At 70.4% G+C, this 18,616-nt stretch carries 22 protein-coding genes and 1 riboswitch; of the genes, 11 read left to right on the top strand and 11 right to left on the bottom strand.

Annotated elements, in window-relative coordinates:
* Positions 1-108 precede the first annotated feature (108 nt).
* Genes bioD through bioB form a run of 3 tightly spaced genes read right to left on the bottom strand, consistent with a single transcriptional unit; the run spans position 109 to position 3,371 of the window.
* The gene (gene bioD, locus OG975_RS07205; RefSeq protein ID WP_406328240.1) at positions 109-825 is read right to left on the bottom strand and encodes a dethiobiotin synthase; all 717 of its coding nucleotides are present in this window, start codon (positions 823-825) and stop codon (positions 109-111) included.
* Position 826: 1 nt separating this feature from the next.
* Positions 827-2,125, bottom strand: a complete 1,299-nt coding sequence (locus OG975_RS07200) for an adenosylmethionine--8-amino-7-oxononanoate transaminase (RefSeq protein ID WP_406328239.1) — start codon at positions 2,123-2,125, stop codon at positions 827-829.
* Positions 2,118-3,371: a biotin synthase BioB gene (gene bioB, locus OG975_RS07195; RefSeq protein ID WP_406328238.1), complete on the bottom strand. Its 1,254-nt coding sequence runs from the start codon at positions 3,369-3,371 to the stop codon at positions 2,118-2,120. Before bioB ends, OG975_RS07200 begins: the two co-directional genes overlap by 8 nt.
* A gap of 161 nt (positions 3,372-3,532) precedes the next feature.
* Here bioB and OG975_RS07190 point away from each other — a divergent pair, with 161 nt between their 5' ends.
* Positions 3,533-4,657 carry an 8-amino-7-oxononanoate synthase gene (locus OG975_RS07190; protein WP_381253861.1) on the top strand — a complete coding sequence of 375 codons (1,125 nt, stop codon included), beginning with the start codon at positions 3,533-3,535 and terminating at the stop codon, positions 4,655-4,657.
* Positions 4,658-4,669: 12 nt separating this feature from the next.
* Here OG975_RS07190 and OG975_RS07185 read toward each other — a convergent pair whose 3' ends face one another.
* A complete protein-coding gene (locus tag OG975_RS07185) occupies positions 4,670-4,894 on the bottom strand; it encodes a DUF397 domain-containing protein (RefSeq protein WP_327427017.1) in 225 nt (74 codons plus the stop codon).
* A gap of 12 nt (positions 4,895-4,906) precedes the next feature.
* The gene (locus OG975_RS07180) at positions 4,907-5,764 is read right to left on the bottom strand and encodes a helix-turn-helix domain-containing protein (protein ID WP_406328236.1); all 858 of its coding nucleotides are present in this window, start codon (positions 5,762-5,764) and stop codon (positions 4,907-4,909) included.
* 212 nt (positions 5,765-5,976) lie between these two features.
* Between OG975_RS07180 and OG975_RS07175 the strand changes: the two genes are divergently transcribed.
* Complete coding sequence (locus OG975_RS07175; protein ID WP_381253854.1) at positions 5,977-6,435, top strand: ATP-binding protein; 459 nt, start codon at positions 5,977-5,979, stop codon at positions 6,433-6,435.
* 108 nt (positions 6,436-6,543) lie between these two features.
* Here OG975_RS07175 and OG975_RS07170 read toward each other — a convergent pair whose 3' ends face one another.
* The 5 genes from OG975_RS07170 to OG975_RS07150 all read right to left on the bottom strand — a co-directional run bounded on the left by OG975_RS07170 (position 6,544) and on the right by OG975_RS07150 (position 9,613).
* On the bottom strand, positions 6,544-7,062 hold the full coding sequence (locus OG975_RS07170) for a DUF6328 family protein (protein WP_406328235.1): 519 nt from the start codon (positions 7,060-7,062) through the stop codon (positions 6,544-6,546).
* Positions 7,063-7,142: 80 nt separating this feature from the next.
* On the bottom strand, positions 7,143-7,616 hold the full coding sequence (locus OG975_RS07165) for a C40 family peptidase (RefSeq protein WP_406328234.1): 474 nt from the start codon (positions 7,614-7,616) through the stop codon (positions 7,143-7,145).
* A 3-nt stretch (positions 7,617-7,619) separates the two neighbouring features.
* Positions 7,620-7,806, bottom strand: a riboswitch (cyclic di-AMP (ydaO/yuaA leader).
* Between the two features lie 347 nt (positions 7,807-8,153).
* The gene (locus OG975_RS07160; RefSeq protein ID WP_369256331.1) at positions 8,154-8,459 is read right to left on the bottom strand and encodes a hypothetical protein; all 306 of its coding nucleotides are present in this window, start codon (positions 8,457-8,459) and stop codon (positions 8,154-8,156) included.
* 7 nt (positions 8,460-8,466) lie between these two features.
* Entirely contained in the window at positions 8,467-9,102 is a 636-nt protein-coding gene (locus OG975_RS07155; protein ID WP_406328232.1) for an ATP-dependent Clp protease proteolytic subunit, read from the bottom strand.
* Between the two features lie 151 nt (positions 9,103-9,253).
* Complete coding sequence (locus OG975_RS07150; protein ID WP_406328230.1) at positions 9,254-9,613, bottom strand: twin-arginine translocation signal domain-containing protein; 360 nt, start codon at positions 9,611-9,613, stop codon at positions 9,254-9,256.
* Positions 9,614-9,726: 113 nt separating this feature from the next.
* On the opposite strand from OG975_RS07150, the gene OG975_RS07145 reads away from it, so the two are divergent.
* Positions 9,727-10,005, top strand: coding sequence for a type II toxin-antitoxin system Phd/YefM family antitoxin (locus OG975_RS07145; protein ID WP_406328229.1), 279 nt, complete (start codon positions 9,727-9,729; stop codon positions 10,003-10,005).
* A gap of 120 nt (positions 10,006-10,125) precedes the next feature.
* Here OG975_RS07145 and OG975_RS07140 read toward each other — a convergent pair whose 3' ends face one another.
* Positions 10,126-11,091, bottom strand: a complete 966-nt coding sequence (locus tag OG975_RS07140; RefSeq protein WP_406336180.1) for an ABC transporter permease — start codon at positions 11,089-11,091, stop codon at positions 10,126-10,128.
* A 186-nt stretch (positions 11,092-11,277) separates the two neighbouring features.
* Between OG975_RS07140 and OG975_RS07135 the strand changes: the two genes are divergently transcribed.
* The 8 genes from OG975_RS07135 (at position 11,278) to OG975_RS07100 (ending at position 18,597) form a co-directional block, all read left to right on the top strand.
* Positions 11,278-11,913 (top strand): TetR/AcrR family transcriptional regulator, encoded by a 636-nt coding sequence (locus OG975_RS07135; protein WP_406328228.1) that lies wholly within the window; start codon positions 11,278-11,280, stop codon positions 11,911-11,913.
* 125 nt (positions 11,914-12,038) lie between these two features.
* Entirely contained in the window at positions 12,039-12,341 is a 303-nt protein-coding gene (locus tag OG975_RS07130) for an urease subunit gamma (protein ID WP_121416835.1), read from the top strand.
* A gap of 16 nt (positions 12,342-12,357) precedes the next feature.
* Complete coding sequence (locus OG975_RS07125; RefSeq protein WP_054228979.1) at positions 12,358-12,669, top strand: urease subunit beta; 312 nt, start codon at positions 12,358-12,360, stop codon at positions 12,667-12,669.
* Positions 12,662-14,383, top strand: a complete 1,722-nt coding sequence (locus tag OG975_RS07120; RefSeq protein WP_406328227.1) for an urease subunit alpha — start codon at positions 12,662-12,664, stop codon at positions 14,381-14,383. Before OG975_RS07125 ends, OG975_RS07120 begins: the two co-directional genes overlap by 8 nt.
* Positions 14,383-15,057 (top strand): urease accessory protein UreF, encoded by a 675-nt coding sequence (locus OG975_RS07115; protein WP_406328226.1) that lies wholly within the window; start codon positions 14,383-14,385, stop codon positions 15,055-15,057. Before OG975_RS07120 ends, OG975_RS07115 begins: the two co-directional genes overlap by 1 nt.
* Before the next feature lie 367 nt (positions 15,058-15,424).
* The gene (ureG, locus tag OG975_RS07110; RefSeq protein WP_327427005.1) at positions 15,425-16,108 is read left to right on the top strand and encodes an urease accessory protein UreG; all 684 of its coding nucleotides are present in this window, start codon (positions 15,425-15,427) and stop codon (positions 16,106-16,108) included.
* Positions 16,105-16,863, top strand: coding sequence for an urease accessory protein UreD (locus tag OG975_RS07105; RefSeq protein WP_406328225.1), 759 nt, complete (start codon positions 16,105-16,107; stop codon positions 16,861-16,863). The genes ureG and OG975_RS07105 overlap by 4 nt, the downstream gene beginning before the upstream one ends.
* A gap of 138 nt (positions 16,864-17,001) precedes the next feature.
* Positions 17,002-18,597 (top strand): alpha/beta hydrolase, encoded by a 1,596-nt coding sequence (locus OG975_RS07100; protein WP_406328223.1) that lies wholly within the window; start codon positions 17,002-17,004, stop codon positions 18,595-18,597.
* The last annotated feature ends 19 nt before the right edge of the window (positions 18,598-18,616 follow it).

Here is an 18,616-nt window from a genome sequence, read left to right as displayed (position 1 = left end):
TCTTGGGTGGTTCGTTGGCTGCCGGTCGACTGTGGCTGGTCGCGCAGTTCCCCGCGCCCCTGATGGGGCGCGTCTTGGCGGGAGCCCAGCGGAGAGGTCCCCTCTCCCTCAGACGGCCTGTGCCGAAGTGAACGTGTTCGCGTTCCAGGTGCCGCCCAGTTGGGGGGCGAGCCAATTCGGTGACCCCGCGCGGAAGTCGGCCGGGGTGTAGGCACCCGCGCCCGAGGGCACCGCGCCGAGCAGGGGGGCGGCGGACACCTCCGGGAGGTCCGCGAGGTTGCAACGGGACGCCAGGTCCGCGTCGTTGGGCCAGCTGCCGATGACTACGCCGATGAAGTCCAGCCCCCGGAGCCGCAGTTCATGAGCCGTCAGTTCCGTGGTGTTCAGCGTGCCCAGGCCCGCCGACGCGACCACCAGGACGGGTGCGTCGAGGAGCCGCGCCGCGTCCGCCAGTGTGCCGCCCTCGTCGTCGAAGCGTACGAGCAGGCCGCCCGCGCCCTCGACCAGTACCAGGTCGTGCTCGGTGGCGAGCTTGGCCGCGGCCTCCGCCACCTGCTGCGGGCGCACGGCCGTCATACCCGCTCGGCGGGCAGCCGTCGCGGGGGCCAACGGCTCGGGATAGCGGGCGAGTTCGAGCGTGGTGACGGGGCCCGCGAGCCGGGCCACCTCGTCGGCGTCGCCGCGCTCGTCCGGACGTACACCGGTCTGTGCGGGCTTGAGCACGGCCACGGACCGCCCGGCGGCGACGGCCGCCGCGGCGACGGCGGCGGTCGTGACCGTCTTGCCGACCTCCGTGCCCGTCCCCGTGATCACCAGTACCCGCATGTCATCCCTCCCGCGCCGCCGCGCACACCGCGCGCGTGATCCGTGCGACGTCCGTGTCGCCCGTGACGTACGGCGGCATTGTGTAGACGAGGTCGCGGAACGGCCGCAGCCACACGCCTTCGCGCACGGCGGCTGCCGTCGCCGCCTTCATGTCCACCTCGTGGTCGAGCTGGACGACACCGATGGCGCCGAGGACGCGTACGTCCCGGACACCGGGCAAGGACGCGGCCTCCGACAGTCCTTCCAGCAGCCCCGCCTCGATGCGCTTGACCTCGGCCTGCCAGTCCTGGCCGAGCAGCAGGTCGATCGAGGCGCAGGCCACCGCGGCGGCGAGCGGGTTGCCCATGAAGGTCGGGCCGTGAGCGAGGACCGGGACCTCGCCGCGCGAGATGCCGTCGGCCACGCGCGCGGTGCACAGCGTCGCCGCCATCGTCATATAGCCGCCGGTCAGCGCCTTGCCCACGCACATCACGTCCGGCGTCACGCCCGCGTGGTCCGCCGCGAACAGCGCTCCCGTGCGGCCGAAGCCGGTCGCGATCTCGTCGAAGACCAGCAGCACGTCGTGCGCGTCGCACGCCTCGCGCAGCACCCGCAGGTAGTCGGGGGAGTGGAACCGCATCCCGCCCGCGCCCTGCACCACCGGCTCCACGATCACCGCGGCCAGTTCGTCGGCGTGCCGCTCGATCAGCTTGCGCAGCTGATCGGCGTACGACTCCTCGTACGCGACCGGCGGCGCGTCGGCGAACACCTGTTGTTGCAGCACGCCCTGCCACAGCTCGTGCATCCCGCCCTCGGGGTCGCACACCGACATCGGCTGCCAGGTGTCGCCGTGGTAGCCGCCGCGCCAGGTCAGCAGCCGCTGCTTGCCGGGTCGGCCGAGCGAGCGCCAGTGCTGGAGGCACATCTTGACGGCGACCTCGACGGAGACCGAGCCGGAGTCGGCGAGGAAGACATGCTCCAGTCCTGCGGGTGACATGTCGACAAGACGCTTCGCCAGCTGAACGGCGGGCTCGTGCGTGAGCCCGCCGAACATCACATGGCTCATGCGCTCCAGCTGGCCGCGCGCCGCGTCGTTGAGCACCGGGTGGTTGTAGCCGTGGATGGCCGACCACCAGGACGACATGCCGTCCACGACTTCGTCCCCGGCTCCGTCCGCCGTGCGCAGCTTCAGACGTACGCCGTTCGCCGACTCCACGACGAGCGGCTCCTGGCGGCCGGGCATGGGGCCGTACGGATGCCAGACGTGCCGACGGTCGAGGTCGAGCAGCTCACGCACCGACAGCCCGGACGGCTCAGGCATTGGGCGCGAGATCCGTTCCGGCACCTCGGCGGCGTACGGCGACGAGGTCGGTGCGCGCCTCGGAGGGCTTCTCCGCGGAAGCCACGGGAACTGCGGCAGCCGAGGCGGCCACCGAAGCGGAACCGCACACACCGCCCCCCGCGTGGGACCCGCATCCCGCACCCTCGTGCGAACCGCAGCCGGCACCCTCGTGCGAGCCGCACCCGGACTCCGCGTGCGAGCCGCAGCCCCCACCCACCGGAACCCGGTGCTCCGGCAGCGTCACCTCGCCCGCGCCCTCCACCTCGAAGCCGGCGTCCGCGATCATGTCGAGGTCCGCCTTGCCGGCCTGGCCCTCACTGGTGAGGTAGTCCCCGAGGAAGATCGAGTTGGCCAGGTTCAGGGCCAGCGGCTGCATGGTGCGCAGATGGACCTCGCGGCCGCCCGCGATGCGGACCTCGACGTCCGGGCAGACGAAACGGACCATCGCGAGGATGCGCAGACAGCGCTGCGGGGTGAGGTTCCACTCCTTGGCGAGCGGGGTGCCCTCGAAGGGGATCAGGAAGTTCACCGGGACGGAGTCGGGGTCGAGCTCGCGGAGCGAGTAGACGACGTCGACCAGGTCCTCGTCCGACTCGCCCATGCCCGCGATCAGGCCCGAGCAGGCGGACAGACCCGCCGCGTGCGCCTTCTGGACCGTGTCCACCCGGTCGGCGTACGTGTGCGTGGTCGTGATGTCCCCGTACGTCCCCTCGGACGTGTTCAGGTTGTGGTTGTACGCGTCCGCGCCCGCCTCGCGCAGCCGCTCGGCCTGGCCGTCGGAGAGCAGGCCGAGGCAGGCGCACACCTCGACGTTCTCGTTCTGGTCCTTGATCGCCTTGATGGTGTCGGACACCCGGGCCACGTCACGGTCCGTCGGACCGCGCCCGCTGGCCACCAGGCAGACCCGCTTGGCGCCCCCGGCGAGCCCGGCCGCCGCGGCCTGCGAGGCCTCGTCCGGCTTGAGCCAGGTGTACTTCAGGATCTCGGCCTTGGAGCCGAGCCGCTGCGAACAGTACGAGCAGTCCTCGGGGCACAGGCCCGACTTCAGGTTGACGAGATAGTTCAGTTTCACCCGTCGGCCGAACCAGTGGCGGCGTACCTTGCCGGCCGCGGCCACCACGTCGAGCACGTCGTCGTCGGAGGTGGCCAGTACGGCCAGCGCCTCGTCGCGGGTCGGCAGCTCGCGCCGAAGCCCCTTGTCCACCAGCGTGTTCAGCAGGTCCATGAGATCCGATCCTTGCCTATGCGACCGCTCCCGGCCAAGGAGACTTTGCACAAGAGACACGGTTCGACGTGTGGGTATTGCCACATCCTGCCCGACTGGCCCGGCCGCTAGGGTCTGTGCGCTGCCTACAAAACACCCGCCACCCACGGCCCGGAGGACACATGGCGTTCGGCTGGATCGACGAGCAGGCTGAGGCGCGCCGCCGGGCCGGACTCGTCCGCACTCTGCGCCCGCGCCCCGCGGACTCGCCGCTCCTCGATCTCGCGAGCAACGACTACCTCGGGCTCGCACGCCATCCGGAGATCACCGGGGCAGCGGCTCAGGCCGCGCGCCGGTGGGGCGGCGGCGCGACCGGCTCCCGGCTCGTCACGGGCACCACCGAACTGCACGGCGAACTGGAACGCGAGCTGGCCGATTTCTGCGGCTTCGAGTCCGCGCTCGTCTTCTCCTCCGGATACGCGGCCAATCTCGCCGCCGTCACCGCGCTCGCGCCGCACGGCTCGCTCGTCGTCTCGGACGCGGGCAACCACGCCTCGCTGATCGACGGCTGCCGGCTGGCCCGCGGCACCACGCAGGTCGTCGCGCACGCCGACCCCGACGCCGTACGCAAGGCGCTCGGCACCCACGAGGGGCCCGCCGTCGCCGTGTCCGACACGGTCTTCTCGGTGGACGGGGACGCGGCGCCGCTGGCCGAACTGGCCGTCGCCTGCCGGGAGTACGGGGCAGGACTGATCGTCGACGACGCACACGGACTCGGCGTGCTGGGCGACGGTGGCAGGGGCGCGCCGCACGCGGCGGGGCTCGCGGGCGCCCCGGACGTCGTCGTGACCGTCACGCTCTCCAAGTCGTTCGGCAGCCAGGGCGGCGCCGTCCTCGGCCCCGCTCCGGTCATCGACCACCTGGTCAACGCGGCGCGCACCTTCATCTTCGACACGGGTCTCGCGCCCGCGGCGGCGGGCGCGGCCCTGGCGGCGCTCAGGCTGCTGCGCCGCGAGCCGGAGCGTGCCGCACGGGCGCGCGCGGTGGCGACGGCGCTGCACACCCGCCTCACGGCCGAGGGCCTCGAAGCGGTACGACCGGACGCCGCCGTCGTCTCCGTGCGCGCGCCGTCCCCCGAGCGGGCCGTGCGGTGGGCGGCCGACTGCCGTGAGGCGGGACTCGCCGTCGGCTGCTTCCGTCCCCCGTCCGTGCCCGACGGCATCTCACGGCTGAGGCTGACCGCCCGCGCGGACCTCACCGACGCGCAGATCGAGCACGCCGTACGCGTGATCAGCCAGAAGCGATGAGTGTGGTGGCGGTCAGCTCAGTCCGGCGATGAATCCCTCCCAGGCGGCAGGAGCGAAGAGCAGGGCGGGCCCCGCCGTGTTCTTGGAATCGCGCACGGCCACCAGTTCGGCCCAGGGTCCCGGGCCGGGGCGTGCTGTCTCGACGCAGTTGTTCATTCCCGTGCTGCGGCTGCTGCGCAGCCATCGCACGTCGTGCAGCGAAGTGCTGGATGGTACGTACCGAGGCAGTGCAGACATGGGGGTGCCTCCTTACGCGCCGTCACCTATCCCGGCGATGTAGTCCAACGAGTCCTCGGGCGAAAGGGCGTGGAACTGAAGGGCGTTGAAAGCCTCGCTGTAGGCCTGAAGGTCTTCTTTCCGTTCGAGGTAGAGGCTACTCGTCAAGTGGTCGAGAACAACCACATCCAGATCAGTTGTGTTCGGAAATGAGAAGATAACGAAAGGACCTGTGACTCCGATGTGTGCTCCGGCGGTGAACGGCAGGACCTGAAGCCGCACTTGAGGCAGGGCGGCAGCCTCTCGCAGCCGCTCCAACTGCCTTGCCATGACCTCCGGTCCGCCGACCTCACGCCGTAACACCGCTTCGTCCAGAACGGCGCTCAGCTCCAGCGGTGGATTCGAACGCAGCACGTCCTGGCGGGCGAGGCGCACCTCGACGAGGGCGTCCAGCTTGCCGTCCTCCAGACCGTCCACGGCGGCCCGCGTCACCGCACGGGCGTACTCGGGCGTCTGCAGCAGCCCCGGCACGACGGACGTCTCCAGCGTGCGCATCCCGCTGGCCTGCGACTCCAGACTGATGAAGTCGCGGTACGTCGACGGCAGCACCCCACGATAGGCGTGCCACCAGTGGTGCCGTCCGTTGCCCTCGGAGCCCGCCAACACGACCAGGAGATCCCGTAAGTCGGGATCCTCGACGGCGTACGCGTCCAGCAGCCGTGCTACGTCCGAGGGCTTCACCCCGCTGGTGCCGGTCTCGATCCGGCTCACTTTCGACTGGTGCCAGCCCAAGAGGCGGGCCGCCTCACCACTGGTGAGGCCCGCATCGGCGCGCAGCGCGCGCAGTTCGGCACCGAGCTTGCGGCGGCGTACCGCGGGACCGTGCTGCATGGCCGTACTCCTTACTCCTTCCGAGCCGCCCAAATACGCTCCGCCGTCGCAGAGTTCACCGCTTCGAGCGACAGATATATGCATATCTCGGTGGATCGCACCCGTGACCGGCCCGGTAATGGCAGTCTGTCGCGAAGCACCAGTCCGGGACCGTACTCGAACCATCCGCTCCGTGTCGGACTCCGGTCCCGTGGGAAAGGGTCGACGTCGCCATGGCAGATCACCAGGAAGCATCCGTCACTCTGCCGAGCGATCCCGCCTCGGTCTCCGCGGCCCGGAAATTCGTCGCCGACGTGTTGGCCGAATGGGGCCTGCCGTGCGACTCCGAAGTCGCGGACACCGTACGCCTGATCGTGTCCGAACTAGCCACCAACGCCGTCCAGCACACTTTCGGGCAGTCGCCCACCTTCACGGTGGACGTCCGGCTCGACCGAGACGAACACCTGCGCCTCGGCGTCACCGACAGCCACCCACGCTTTCCGAAACGGCTGCCCGCAGCCGTCCAACAGGACAACGGCCGCGGCATGGTGATCATCCGCTGGCTGACCGCGGAATGCGGCGGCAGACTCGCCGTCCGGCCCACCAGGGAAGGCGGCAAGACGGTCTCCATCGAACTGCCGTGGACGGCACCGGTCCAGCCGGTGGCGGCCGGGGGACCTCAAGAGCCGTAGGAGGCGGCTCAGTTGGCGTGTCCCGACGACCCGGGGGTGTGCCTGTGCTGCCCGGCCCGCCCGAAGGCGTACGGGCGGCAGCAGACGGATGTCCGTCGTCCGGCGCGGTCATGGGCCTCGGTCCGGTGCTGCCGGTGGAACCTCTGCGGGCCTGAGGGCACGGTGGACCAGCCGGGGCAGCACGCCCCACAACGCCACGTAGACGGCCAGTGTGCCCGCTCCCGCCGCGATCCCGGCGGCACGCCCCAGCGACACGTCCACGACGAGGAGCACCGATCCGGTGAACGCCAGCATCAGCACGAACAGACCGATGCCGGCCAGCCGGGAGGAGACCCGCACGATGGCGGGCTTGACGTTCTCCTGGAACAGCGACCGGTGCAGCGCCGCGGGGGCTGTGAACAGGGCGGCGGCCAGCACCGAGAGCAGCAGCGTGGTGACGTAGGTGGCGCGCTGGACGGTGTCGAGCGAGGGGAAGCGCTGTGTGAAGGCCAGGGTCAGCAGGAAGGCGAAGAGGATCTGCACCCCTGTCTGGGTGACGCGCAGCTCCTGGAGCAGCTCGCTGAAGTTGCGGTCGGCGCGTTCGAGAGGCGTCTCGTGGCGTGTCGGGAGGGGACGTTGCTCGGCCATGGTGGACGAGTAACCGGTCCGACCCGTTTTCACGCCCCGAGGGGGTGACGGCGGTGTGCGCCGTCACCCCCTCGGGCGGGTCAGCTGACCCGGCCGTACCAGACGCTCTTCGTCCAGATCTTCTGGAGCTTCACGACCTCCCCGGTCTTCGGGGAGTGCCAGATCTTTCCCTTCCCGGCATAGATGCCGACGTGGTACACGCTCCGGCCCGAGTGGAAGAACACGAGGTCTCCGGCCTTGCGATGCGAGGCGGAGACATGCTGCGTCTTGTTGTACTGCGCCGCGGCCGTACGAGGCAGCTTCTTGCCCGCCTTCTTGTACGAGTAGAGCGTGAACCCGGAGCAGTCGAAACGGCGCGGCCCCGTGGCGCCCCACTGGTACGGGGAGCCCTTCTTGGAAGCCGCGACCTGAAGTGCCTTCGTCGCAGGAGTGGCCGCAGCGGCGTCGGGTGCGACGCCTGGGACCACGAGGCTGCCGCCCACGGCGGCAATGGTGAGAGCCGAGGCCGTACCGGCCCTGGTCCACAGCGACGGGACACGATTGAGCGCAGTCATGCGCAACCCTTCGTCAGCCGCCTGTGAAGGATGACCTGTCGGATTCGGGCTGGCGAAGTAGCCCGGCCGCTTACGCGGCTTCACCCCAAGGACCGCCCGGAATCTCTCCGGCGGCCCGTCGTGCTGGGTCCTCCACTCCTGCCGATGCACTTCTGTCGACCGGTCATCCGGGCAGCGGCAGGACTCGGCGTCCGCCCGGACCGCCCCGCCGTTGTGGCGGGGGCTTGTCGTCGAAAGGGATCTTCACGCATGAGTGTCCGAAAAACCGAGCGGAACCGGTGATTTGTGGGGTTACTCACCACTCACCCGTTCGGGTGGACACCCCTCCGTTCGAGGGGGTGTTGAGGGAGCCGACGATGCCCGTACCTGCATCGGAACGACTCGTTCCGCCTCTCCGCTACGCGCGTTGCGCAACTTTTCCGCGCTCTGGGAAGGAGCAGCGTCTACTCCATCGGGGGGTACACCATTTGGTCCGTTTGAAACCCGGGCCGGACGCTTCGCCGGCTCGGCGCGTGCCGCGGCCCGGGTGTGCGTGCGTCAACTGTGGGAGTCGGGAGGCAGGGTGACCCGGGCCGCCCGCCGCTCCCCGTCGAGGACGCGCAGGGCCTGTGCCAGGGTCGGCGCGTGCACCTCGCTCTCACCCCGCTGATGCATCAGCGTGAGGGCGTCACGCAGCGCCGTCGCCTTGCCGACCAGCGCCTGAGCGGCCCGCAGTCCGCGGTAGGTGTCCCCGGGGCGGGCCGGGTTGATGCGTCCGAGCAGATCGACCACGTCGAGGTAACGGTCGATCAACTCGGCCTCGGCGCGCGTCAGCGCGGGCAGCGGGGGCAGTTCGGGAACCATCGGGCGATCACCTCGCGCCGGGCGCGGTGCGCGAGACCTTGCGGCTCGGGACGATCCGGTCGATCAGTCCGTACGCCAACGCCGCCGGCGCGTCCAGGATCTTGTCCCGCTCGATGTCCGCGGCGACTTGCTCCGGACTCTGCCCCGTGTGCCGCACGAGCAGTTCCTCCAGCAGCTTCCGGGTGCGCACCAACTCCTCGGCCTGGATGGCCAGATCGCTCGCCTGACCCTGGATCGGCTCGGAGACCGACGGCTGGTGGATGAGCACACGGGCACCCGGCAGCGCGAACCGCTTGCCCGGCGTGCCCCCGGCCAGCAGCACGGCCGCGGCCGACGCCGCCTGCCCCAGGCAGATCGTCTCCACGTCGCACGTGACGAACTGCATCGTGTCGTAGACCGCCGACATCGCGCTGAACGAGCCGCCGGGGGAGTTGATGTACAGCGAGATGTCCCGGTCCGGTGCCAGGTACTCAAGGTGCATGAACTGCGCCATCACATCGTTCGCCGACGTGTCGTCGATCGGCGTCCCGAGGAACACGATCCGCTCTTCGAGCAGCTTCGAGTACGGATCCAGGGTCTGGTGCCCCGCGCTGGTCCGTTCCGTGAACGTGGGCAGGACATAGCGGGCGGACGGGCTGTGCATGGTGCGCGCCTCCTCGGATCGACGTCTGTAAAAAATGTACAGGACGTACGTCTCCGGGGAAGGGGGGCATGCTGAGAGCGAAAAACGGCGGCGCCCCGGAGCGGGAGTCGGTCCGGGGCGCCGTGCGCGCGTGTGTGTGAGTCTGCGGGTGTCAGTTGATGGCGACCGGTGCGGGTCTTCCGCTGAAGTGGATGGGTGGCCAGCCGCGGGAGACGGCGAGTTCGGAGAGCGCGTTCGCCACGTCGGCGGGCCTGATGGTGTTTTCCGCGGGAGCCGTGTCCAACTGGACGGTGAAGGATATGCGGAGCATCGCGTCGATGTCGGCGATGCTGACGCCTCCGGTGAACTCCGTGTCGGGCGGGAACGTGACCTCCGCCGTGCTGCTGTCCTCGGCTGCGGCGTCCTGCGTCGTTCCGGCCGTGGCGAGCGCAGCCCCCGCCGCCGCTGTCCCTGAATATCCCAGCAATGAGCGCCTGGAAATGCTGGACATGATCCCCTCCTTGGCTGTCATGAACGCCTCCTTCGGAAGCTGACGCTTGATCGTATGGACGGGGCGATGGCGGTGGGGCAGAACGCGATCTTCCGCTCTCCGGCGGTGTCAGGGGACCGGTCTAAGCTGGGGGCATGGCCTACGAGATTCCGGTGACGCAAGCCAGGGCTGAGCTCGCCGACCTGATCAACCGCGTGGTGTACGGCGGTGAGCGCGTCGTAGTGACGCGGCACGGGAAGCCCCTCGTCGCCCTGGTCTCCGCCGCCGACCTGGAGCGCCTCGAAGAGCTCCAGGAGCCCGCGGACGAGCAGGTGATCAGCGCCCTCTCCAGCGTCCGCGAGGTCGCGTCCGCGCCGCGCGAGCGACAGCGGTTCGGCATCGCGGCGGAGCACCGGGGGCCCAACGCCTCGTAGGCACAAGACGGTTCAGCGGACGCCTGGGGATGCGGAAACACGGAGACCGTGCGTCCCCGTCCGCTACAGCGGGGGCGCACGGTCCGCTCCGTGGCTGGTCAGTAGGTTGTCAGCGGGCGGTCAGTTCACCAGTGCGGGCTCCCGCTCGGTGACCGTCTCCGCGGCCGTCCCGCGCTGCTTGAGCGCGCTGCCCAACAGGATCGCGCCGAGGCCGAGCACGGCCCACCAGGCCAGGGTCAGCGCCGGGCCGGTAGCGGCGGCGCCGTCGAAGAACGACACCGAGCGCAGCAGTGACGCCCCCGCGCCCGGCGGCAGCCACTGGCCGATCGTCCCGACGGGCTCGGGCAGCATCTCCGGGGCCGAGGCCGCTCCGGAGAACGGGTTGCCGAGCAGCATGACCACGAAGCCGCCGAGCCCGATCCCGGGAGTGCCGATCAGTGCCGCGAGTCCGGCGACGGCGGCGCCCACGGCCAGGGTCGACAGGCCGAGCGCCGCGGCCTCCGTCCACCAGTCGCCGGTGAAGACCCCCAGCCAGCTGTGCGCGATCGCGGCCGCGACCATGCCGACCAGCGCCGCCGCGCCGACCAGCGCGGCGGCGGCGCGTGTGCCGCGCAGGCCCAGCAGCGTCACGACGGCTCCCGCGGCGATGCCGACCAGGGCGAGCGGCAGCACGCTCGCGCTCAGGGCCGCGCCGCGCGGGTCCTTGGCGGAGGCGGGCACGACATCATCGGTCGGCACCTTCGTGCCCTCGGGGGCCTGCTGGGCAACCGCCTGCTGGAGCAGCTGGGCGACCAGTGGGCTCGCGGCGGAGGCGGTCAGCAGTTTGGGTCCCTGCGCGGTGGCGACGACCGCGCCGTATACGGTCCGGTTCTCGATGGCGTCCCGGGCGGCGGCCTCGTCGGCATAGCGGTGGATCTCGAAGGCGCCTCGGTTCTGCGCCAGCTGCTTCTGTATCTGCGCGGTCGCGGTCGCGGAGCCCGCCACGCCGAGCGGAAGATCGCGGGGTGCGGTGCGGGCGGCGGGCCAGGCGAAGGCCCAGAGTGCCAGTGCCACCAGCGCCGGGATGAGCACGATCACGGCGACCATGCGGCGGCCGTGTGGCAGCGGCGGTGGGGGTGCGGCGGTGCCGGCGGGCGTAGCGGAGGTGGCGGACATGATCTTCCTCGTTTCGCCGATTCAAAAAGAAGGATCGTTCGTTTTAGGAACTGCCCACACTGTCCTGCCGGCCTCGTCGCCTTGTCAAGAATGAATGTTCGTTTTACGTTGGGTGCCATGGCCCGCGTATCCCAGGAACACCTAGACGCCCGCCGCCGGCAGATCCTCGACGGCGCCGCCCTCTGCTTCGCTCGCAACGGGTTCCACGCCACGTCGATGCAGGACGTGCTCAAAGAGGTCGACCTCTCCGCGGGGGCCGTCTACCGCTACTTCAGCGGCAAGGAAGAGCTGATCGGAGCGATCGTCACCGAGGTGCTGGATACGGTGCGCGACACCTATGAGCGCGCGGCCCTTGAGAGCCCGCCCCCGCTGCCGGACGTGCTGATCCCCAGGGTCCTGGAGCAGTTGAAGGCGGTGCGGCCGGGCGTGCTGGACGGCGGTGAGTGGGTCTTCCCCCGGCTGATGATCCAGGTGTGGACCGAGACCCTGCGCAATCACGGGCTGGCGGTCGCCATGACCACGGGGTACGACAAGGTGCGCGCCGCCTGGGCGAAGGTCGTCGAGCGCTACAAGGACGCGGGGCTGATGCCCGAGGACGCCGATGCCGACGCCATGGCCCGGACGATGATCGCGCTCGCGCAGGGGTTCGCGGCGCAGCAGGCCGTGTTCGGCACCGTACCCACAAAGACTCTCCAGGACGGGCTGCGGGCCCTGATGAGCATGGGGGGCGTCCAGCGCGCGGCGGTGAATTGATCACAGGCTGGTTAACGTCCTTGAAACTCCGGCCAACTAGCGTGCCCATCCACGCCACCAGGGGTTTTGGTGGCTGCGGCCACCGGACCCCGCACGGTCCGGAGCGAGGACTGAGGTGGGACGCCGTGCAACTGACCCCGCACGAGCAAGAGAGGCTGCTGATTCATGTGGCCGCCGACGTGGCCGAGAAGCGGCGGGCCCGCGGGCTGAAACTGAACCACCCCGAGGCCATCGCGCTCATCACGTCGCACATCCTCGAAGGCGCCCGTGACGGCCGTACCGTCGCGGAACTGATGTCCTCCGGACGCAAGATCCTCACCCGGGACGACGTCATGGAGGGCATCCCCGAGATGATCCACGACGTCCAGGTCGAGGCGACCTTCCCGGACGGCACCAAGCTCGTCACCGTCCACGACCCGATCGTCTGACGGGGGAGCGAGAGCCATGATTCCCGGAGAGATCCTGTTCGCCGACGGACCCGTCGCCTTCAACGAAGGCCGCGAGGTCACCCGGCTGACCGTCCTCAACGCCGCCGACCGGCCCGTCCAGGTCGGCTCCCACTACCACTTCGCCGAGGCCAACCCCGGTCTGGACTTCGACCGTGCCGCCGCGCGCGGCAAGCGGCTCAACGTCGCCGCCGGCACCGCCGTGCGCTTCGAGCCCGGGATCCCCGTCGACGTCGAACTCGTTCCGCTCACCGGCGCCCGCGTGGTGCCCGGCCTGCGCGGTGAGACCGGAGGTGCCCTCGATGCCTGAGATCTCGCGTGCCGCGTACGCCGATCTGTTCGGCCCCACCACCGGCGACCGCATCCGGCTCGCCGACACCGATCTGCTCGTCGAGATCGAGGAGGATCGTTCCGGCGGGCCCGGACTCGCCGGTGACGAGGCGGTGTTCGGCGGTGGCAAGGTCATCCGCGAATCCATGGGCCAGTCGCGCGCTACGCGCGCAGATGGCACTCCGGACACGGTCATCACGGGTGTCGTGATCATCGACCACTGGGGGATCGTCAAGGCCGACGTCGGTATCCGCGACGGCCGGATCACCGGCATCGGCAAGGCCGGCAACCCGGACACCATGGACGGTGTGCACCCCGACCTGGTGATCGGTCCGGAGACGGAGATCATCGCGGGCAACGGGCGCATCCTGACCGCGGGCGCCATCGACGCGCACGTCCACCTGATCTGTCCGCAGATCGCCGACGAGGCGCTCGCCGCCGGCATCACGACGCTGGTCGGTGGCGGCACGGGTCCCGCCGAGGGCTCGAAGGCGACGACGGTCACCCCCGGCCCCTGGCATCTGGCCCGGATGCTGGAGGCGATGGAGGAGTACCCCCTCAACTTCGGTCTGCTCGGCAAGGGCAACACCGTCTCGCACGACGCGATGCTGTCGCAGATCCGCGGCGGTGCACTCGGCCTCAAGCTGCACGAGGACTGGGGCACCACGCCCGCCGTCATCGACGCCGCACTGACCGTCGCCGACCGCACCGGCATCCAGATCGCCATCCACACGGACACCCTCAACGAGGCCGGGTTCGTCGGCGACACGCTCGCCGCGATCGGCGGACGCGGCATCCATGCGTACCACACGGAGGGTGCGGGCGGCGGGCACGCGCCGGACATCATGACCGTGGTCTCCGAGCCGCACGTACTGCCCAGCTCCACCAACCCGACCCGGCCGTACACCGTCAACACCGCCGAGGAACACCTCGACATGCTGATGGTGTGCCACCACCTCAACGCGGCCGTTCCGGAGGACCTGGCGTTCGCCGAGTCGCGTATTCGGCCGTCGACCATCGGGGCCGAGGACATCCTGCACGACCTGGGTGCCATCTCGATCATCTCGTCCGACGCGCAGGCCATGGGGCGGGTCGGCGAGGTCATCATGCGGACCTGGCAGACCGCGCATGTGATGAAGCGGCGGCGGGGCGCCCTCCCGGGTGACGGCCGCGCGGACAACCACCGCGTACGTCGCTATGTCGCCAAGTACACGATCAACCCGGCGCTCGCGCAGGGCCTCGCCCGCGAGGTCGGCTCCGTCGAGACCGGCAAGCTCGCCGACCTGGTGCTGTGGGAGCCCGCGTTCTTCGGGGTCAAGCCGCATCTCGTCATCAAGGGCGGACAGATCGCGTACGCGCAGATGGGCGACGCCAACGCGTCGATCCCGACGCCGCAGCCGATTCTGCCCCGGCCGATGTACGGCGCGATCGGGCGGGCCCCGGCCTCTAACTCGTTCAACTTCGTGGCGCCGCTCGCCATCGAGGACGGGCTGCCGGAGCGGCTCTCGCTCGGGAAGCGGTTCGTCGCCATCGACTCGACGCGTGGGGTGACCAAGGCCGACATGCGCGAGAACGACGCGCGGCCGCAGGTGCGGGTCGATCCCGACAGCTTCGCCGTGCACATCGACGGCGAGCTCGTCGAGGCGACTCCGGCCGCCGAACTGCCCATGGCCCAGCGCTACTTCCTCTTCTGATGACCCGCGCAGCACTACTCGTCCTGGCCGACGGCCGCTTTCCCGCCGGAGGGCATGCCCACTCCGGCGGGGCGGAGGCGGCCGTCAAGGCCGGGCGGATCACCGGGGCGGCGAGCCTGGAGGACTTCTGCCGGGGGCGGCTGCACACCGCCGGTCTCGTCTCGGCCTCGCTGGCCGCCGCGAGCGCGCTCGGGATCGATCCGGTGGCGTTGGACACGGCCGCCGACGCCCGTACGCCGTCGCCGGCACTGCGGGTCGCCGCGCGCAGGCTCGGGCGGCAGTTGATGCGGGCGGCCCGGGCGACGTGGCCTTCGGCGGAACTCGACGCGCTGGCGCGGGAGTTTCCCAAGGGGGCGCATCAGCCGGTCGTGCTGGGGCTGGCGGCGCGGGCCGCGGGGCTCGGTGCGGAGGACGCCGCGTACTGCTCGGCGTACGAGTGCGTCAGTGGGCCGGCGACGGCGACGGTGCGGTTGCTGAGTCTTGATCCGTTCGACGCGACGGCGGCTTTGGCGCGGCTGGCGCCCGAGCTGGACGTCGTTGCTCATCAGGCGGTGTCCGCCGCGCGGCGTGCTCTCGACGACGGGGTCGAGGTGTTGCCTGCGGCTTCGGCTCCGTTGCTGGAGATCAGTGCGGAGGCGCATGCCGCTTGGGCTGTACGGCTGTTCGCGTCGTGAGGGGTTTCTCGCCCCCGCCGCCCCTACCCGTCCCATCCCTGGGGGCTGCCGCCCCCAGACCCCCGCATCGGCCTGAACGGCCTCGTCCTCAAACGCCGGACGGGCTGAAAGACCAAGCCCCGACCGGGCTGAAGAGACCAAGTCCCGGCCGGAGCTGAAGAGACCAAGCCTCGACCGGAGCTGAAGAGACCAAGTCCCGGCCGGAGCTGAAGAGACCAAGCCCCGGCCGGGAGCCGAATGACCAAGCCCCGACCGGGCTGAAGAGACCAAGCCCCGGCCGGGAGCCGAATGACCAAGCCCCGGCCGGAGCTGAAGGTCCGCCGAAGCCGCAGGATGCCGCCCTCGGCCGCGAAATGGAGCCGCAATCATGCACCTCGATCACGATCACTCTCACGACGGGCCCTCCGCCATCAGTGCCGATGCCCACCGTCCGGACGGCTCGCGCCGTGCGCTGCGCATAGGGCTCGGCGGTCCCGTCGGTTCCGGCAAGACGGCCACCGTCGCCGCGCTGTGCAAGGCGCTGCGGGACGAGTTGTCGCTCGCCGTGGTCACGAATGACATCTATACGCGTGAGGACGCGGAGTTCCTGCTGCGGGAGGCCGTGCTGCCGCCCGAGCGGATCACCGCCGTCGAGACGGGGGCCTGCCCGCACACCGCCATCCGGGACGACATCTCCGCCAACCTCGAAGCGGTGGAGGACCTGGAGGACGAGATCGGGCCGCTCGATCTGATCCTCGTCGAGTCCGGGGGAGACAATCTCACCGCGACCTTCTCCAAGGGGCTGGTCGACGCGCAGATCTTCGTCATTGACGTGGCCGGCGGGGACGACATTCCGCGCAAGGGCGGACCCGGTGTCACCACCGCCGATCTGCTCGTCGTCAACAAGACCGACCTCGCGCCGTACGTCGGGTCCGACCTCGGGCGTATGGCGGCGGACGCCAAGGCGCAGCGGGCCGAGCTACCCGTCGTCTTCCAGTCGCTCCGGGCCGAGGGCGGAGTCACGGATGTCGCGATGTGGGTGCGCGGGCAGCTCGCCGCGTGGACGGCATGACGACAGCGGGAGTACGGGCCACCGCGCGGATCTCGGCCCGGGACGACGGACGGGGCGGGACCTCGCTGCCCGTGCTGGACGGGCAGGGGCCGCTCGCCCTGCGCCGTACGCGGGCCAGTGGCTCCGAGGCGCGCGTCATGCTGGTCGGCGCGATGAGCGGTCCGCTCGGCGGGGATCACTTCACCGTCGAGGCGGAGGTGGGCGAGGGCGCGCGACTGCATGTCGGGTCGGCCGCCGCGACCATCGCGCTGCCGGGGCAGGCCAAGGGGGAGGCGCGCTACGACGTGCGTCTCGACGTCGCCGAAGGGGGCGAACTGTGCTGGCTGCCCGAGCAGTTGATCTCCGCGGGTGGCAGTGAGCTGTACGTCTCCTCGCGCGTCGAGCTGGCGGCGGGCGCTCGGCTCGTCTTCCGGGAGGAGCAGGTACTCGGGCGGGCCGGTGAGGAACCCGGGCGGCTCACCAGCCGTCTTACCGTGCGGCTCGGCGGTCGGCCGCTGCTGGACCAGGAGTTGGCATGCGGACCCGGTGCGCCCGGCGGCTGGGACGGGCCCGCCGTCCTCGCGGGGCATCGCGCTCTGGGGCAACTCGTCGTCGTACGACCGGAGTTCGAGAAGGAGCCGCCGAAGGCGCGACTGCTGGGGGAGTACGCCGCTCTCACCCCGCTCGCCGGGCCCGCCGTGCTCGTGACCTCGCTCGCGCCCGACGCGCTGCGGCTGCGGCGCGTGTTGGACGAGGCGCTGCGGGTGCTCGGCTGAGGGAAACGTCTCCGCTCAACGGGACGCCGTGCACCGGTTATCGGATTGGTAAAGAAAAGCTGTTTACGTCTGTTCTCAGGGACCTCACAGCCGAAAGGATCGCCGTACCAATCGCAACGATGTACGGGGAGGTCCCACTTGAGGTCCAAGAGACCGACAAGACGGGTGACAGTGCTGGGTTCGGCCGGAGCGCTCGTCACGGCGACCCTGATAGCCGGAGCCGTGGCGGCCCCGTCGGCCACCGCCGACTCGCGCCACGGTCAGGACCGCGAGCAGCGCGGGGCGGCGATCGCCGCGGAACGGGCCGCCAAGGCCGGGATCGACTGGCAGGACTGTCCCGCGGACTGGGGCTTCGAGAAGCCGATCCAGTGCGGCTATGTCAGCGTCCCGCTCGACTACGCCCACCCGAACGGCAAGCAGATCAAGCTGGCCGTGGACCGCATCGGGAACACGGGCACCGCGGACGAGCGCCAGGGCGCCCTCGTCTACAACCCGGGCGGACCCGGTGCCTCGGGCATGCGCTTCCCGCGCCGTGTGACCACCAAGAACCCCGTCTGGGCCAACGCCGCCAAGGCGTACGACTTCGTGGGCTTCGACCCGCGCGGTGTCGGCCACTCGGCGCCCATCTCCTGCATTGACCCTCAGGAGTTCGTGAAGGCGCCCAAGGCCGACCCGGTTCCGGACACGGAGGCGGACAAGCAGGCCCAGCGCAAGCTGGCCGCCGAGTACGCGGACGGCTGCGCCGAGCGCAGCGGCGACATGCTGCCGCAGATGACCACGCCGAACACCGCGCGCGACCTCGACGTCATCCGCGCCGCCCTCGGCGAGAAGAAGCTGAACTACCTGGGTGTCTCGTACGGCACGTACCTCGGCGCCGTCTACGGCACGCTCTTCCCGGGGCACGTCCGCCGCATGGTCGTCGACAGCGTCGTCGACCCGTCGCGCGAGAACATCTGGTACCAGGCCAACCTGGAGCAGGACATCGCCTTCGAGGGCCGCTGGAAGGACTGGGAGGACTGGGTCGCCAAGAACGACGCGGCCTTCCACCTCGGCGACACCCGCGCCAAGGTGCAGGACCAGTGGCTGAAGCTGCGCGCCACCGCCAAGGCGAACCCGCTCGGCGGCGTCGTCGGCCCGGCCGAACTCATCTCCTTCTTCCAGAGCGCCCCGTACTACGACTCCTCGTGGGTGCCGGTCGCCACGGTGTTCAGCAAGTACGTCGCCGGTGACACCCAGGCGCTCGTCGATGCGGCCTCCCCCGACCTGTCGGACACCGCGGGCAATATCGCCTCGGAGAACGGCAACGCCGTCTACACGGCCGTCGAGTGCGCCGACGCCCAGTGGCCCACCAGCTGGAAGAAGTGGGACCGGGACAACACGCGGCTCAACAAGGACTACCCGTTCATGACGTGGGCCAACGCGTGGATGAACCTGCCGTGTGCCACCTGGCCGGCCAAGCAGCAGACCCCCGTGAACGTGAAGACCCACAAGGGCCTGCCGGCCGTGCTCATCGTGCAGTCCACGCGGGACGCCGCGACCCCGTACCCGGGCGCCGTCGAACTGCACAAGCGCTTCAAGGGCTCCCGCCTGATCACCGAGCAGGACGCGGGCTCGCACGGCGTGACCGGCCTGGTCAACCCGTGCATCAACGAGCGGGTGGACACCTACCTGCTCACCGGCACGACGGACGCGGCCGATGTGACGTGCACCCCGCACGCCACGCCGAAGCCGTAGTCTCCCGTGGGTGATTCCT

Origin of the sequence: Streptomyces sp. NBC_00203, from assembly GCF_045206325.1 — a bacterium.
Classification (GTDB): domain Bacteria; phylum Actinomycetota; class Actinomycetes; order Streptomycetales; family Streptomycetaceae; genus Streptomyces; species Streptomyces lutosisoli.
The sequence above is the reverse complement of the archived record's forward strand: the minus strand, read 5'-3'. Positions and strand labels throughout refer to the sequence as shown.

Excerpts from the sequence above, each read along its gene's own strand:
- bioD (WP_406328240.1), bottom strand. The coding sequence starts at position 825 with ATGCGGGTACTGGTGATCACGGGGACGGGCACGGAGGTCGGCAAGACG.
- OG975_RS07200 (WP_406328239.1), bottom strand. The coding sequence starts at position 2,125 with ATGCCTGAGCCGTCCGGGCTGTCGGTGCGTGAGCTGCTCGACCTCGAC.
- bioB (WP_406328238.1), bottom strand. The coding sequence starts at position 3,371 with ATGGACCTGCTGAACACGCTGGTGGACAAGGGGCTTCGGCGCGAGCTG.
- OG975_RS07190 (WP_381253861.1), top strand. The coding sequence starts at position 3,533 with ATGGCGTTCGGCTGGATCGACGAGCAGGCTGAGGCGCGCCGCCGGGCC.
- OG975_RS07185 (WP_327427017.1), bottom strand. The coding sequence starts at position 4,894 with ATGTCTGCACTGCCTCGGTACGTACCATCCAGCACTTCGCTGCACGAC.
- OG975_RS07180 (WP_406328236.1), bottom strand. The coding sequence starts at position 5,764 with ATGCAGCACGGTCCCGCGGTACGCCGCCGCAAGCTCGGTGCCGAACTG.
- OG975_RS07175 (WP_381253854.1), top strand. The coding sequence starts at position 5,977 with ATGGCAGATCACCAGGAAGCATCCGTCACTCTGCCGAGCGATCCCGCC.
- OG975_RS07170 (WP_406328235.1), bottom strand. The coding sequence starts at position 7,062 with ATGGCCGAGCAACGTCCCCTCCCGACACGCCACGAGACGCCTCTCGAA.
- OG975_RS07165 (WP_406328234.1), bottom strand. The coding sequence starts at position 7,616 with ATGACTGCGCTCAATCGTGTCCCGTCGCTGTGGACCAGGGCCGGTACG.
- OG975_RS07160 (WP_369256331.1), bottom strand. The coding sequence starts at position 8,459 with ATGGTTCCCGAACTGCCCCCGCTGCCCGCGCTGACGCGCGCCGAGGCC.
- OG975_RS07155 (WP_406328232.1), bottom strand. The coding sequence starts at position 9,102 with ATGCACAGCCCGTCCGCCCGCTATGTCCTGCCCACGTTCACGGAACGG.
- OG975_RS07150 (WP_406328230.1), bottom strand. The coding sequence starts at position 9,613 with ATGACAGCCAAGGAGGGGATCATGTCCAGCATTTCCAGGCGCTCATTG.
- OG975_RS07145 (WP_406328229.1), top strand. The coding sequence starts at position 9,727 with ATGGCCTACGAGATTCCGGTGACGCAAGCCAGGGCTGAGCTCGCCGAC.
- OG975_RS07140 (WP_406336180.1), bottom strand. The coding sequence starts at position 11,091 with ATGGTCGCCGTGATCGTGCTCATCCCGGCGCTGGTGGCACTGGCACTC.
- OG975_RS07135 (WP_406328228.1), top strand. The coding sequence starts at position 11,278 with ATGGCCCGCGTATCCCAGGAACACCTAGACGCCCGCCGCCGGCAGATC.
- OG975_RS07125 (WP_054228979.1), top strand. The coding sequence starts at position 12,358 with ATGATTCCCGGAGAGATCCTGTTCGCCGACGGACCCGTCGCCTTCAAC.
- OG975_RS07120 (WP_406328227.1), top strand. The coding sequence starts at position 12,662 with ATGCCTGAGATCTCGCGTGCCGCGTACGCCGATCTGTTCGGCCCCACC.
- OG975_RS07115 (WP_406328226.1), top strand. The coding sequence starts at position 14,383 with ATGACCCGCGCAGCACTACTCGTCCTGGCCGACGGCCGCTTTCCCGCC.
- ureG (WP_327427005.1), top strand. The coding sequence starts at position 15,425 with ATGCACCTCGATCACGATCACTCTCACGACGGGCCCTCCGCCATCAGT.
- OG975_RS07105 (WP_406328225.1), top strand. The coding sequence starts at position 16,105 with ATGACGACAGCGGGAGTACGGGCCACCGCGCGGATCTCGGCCCGGGAC.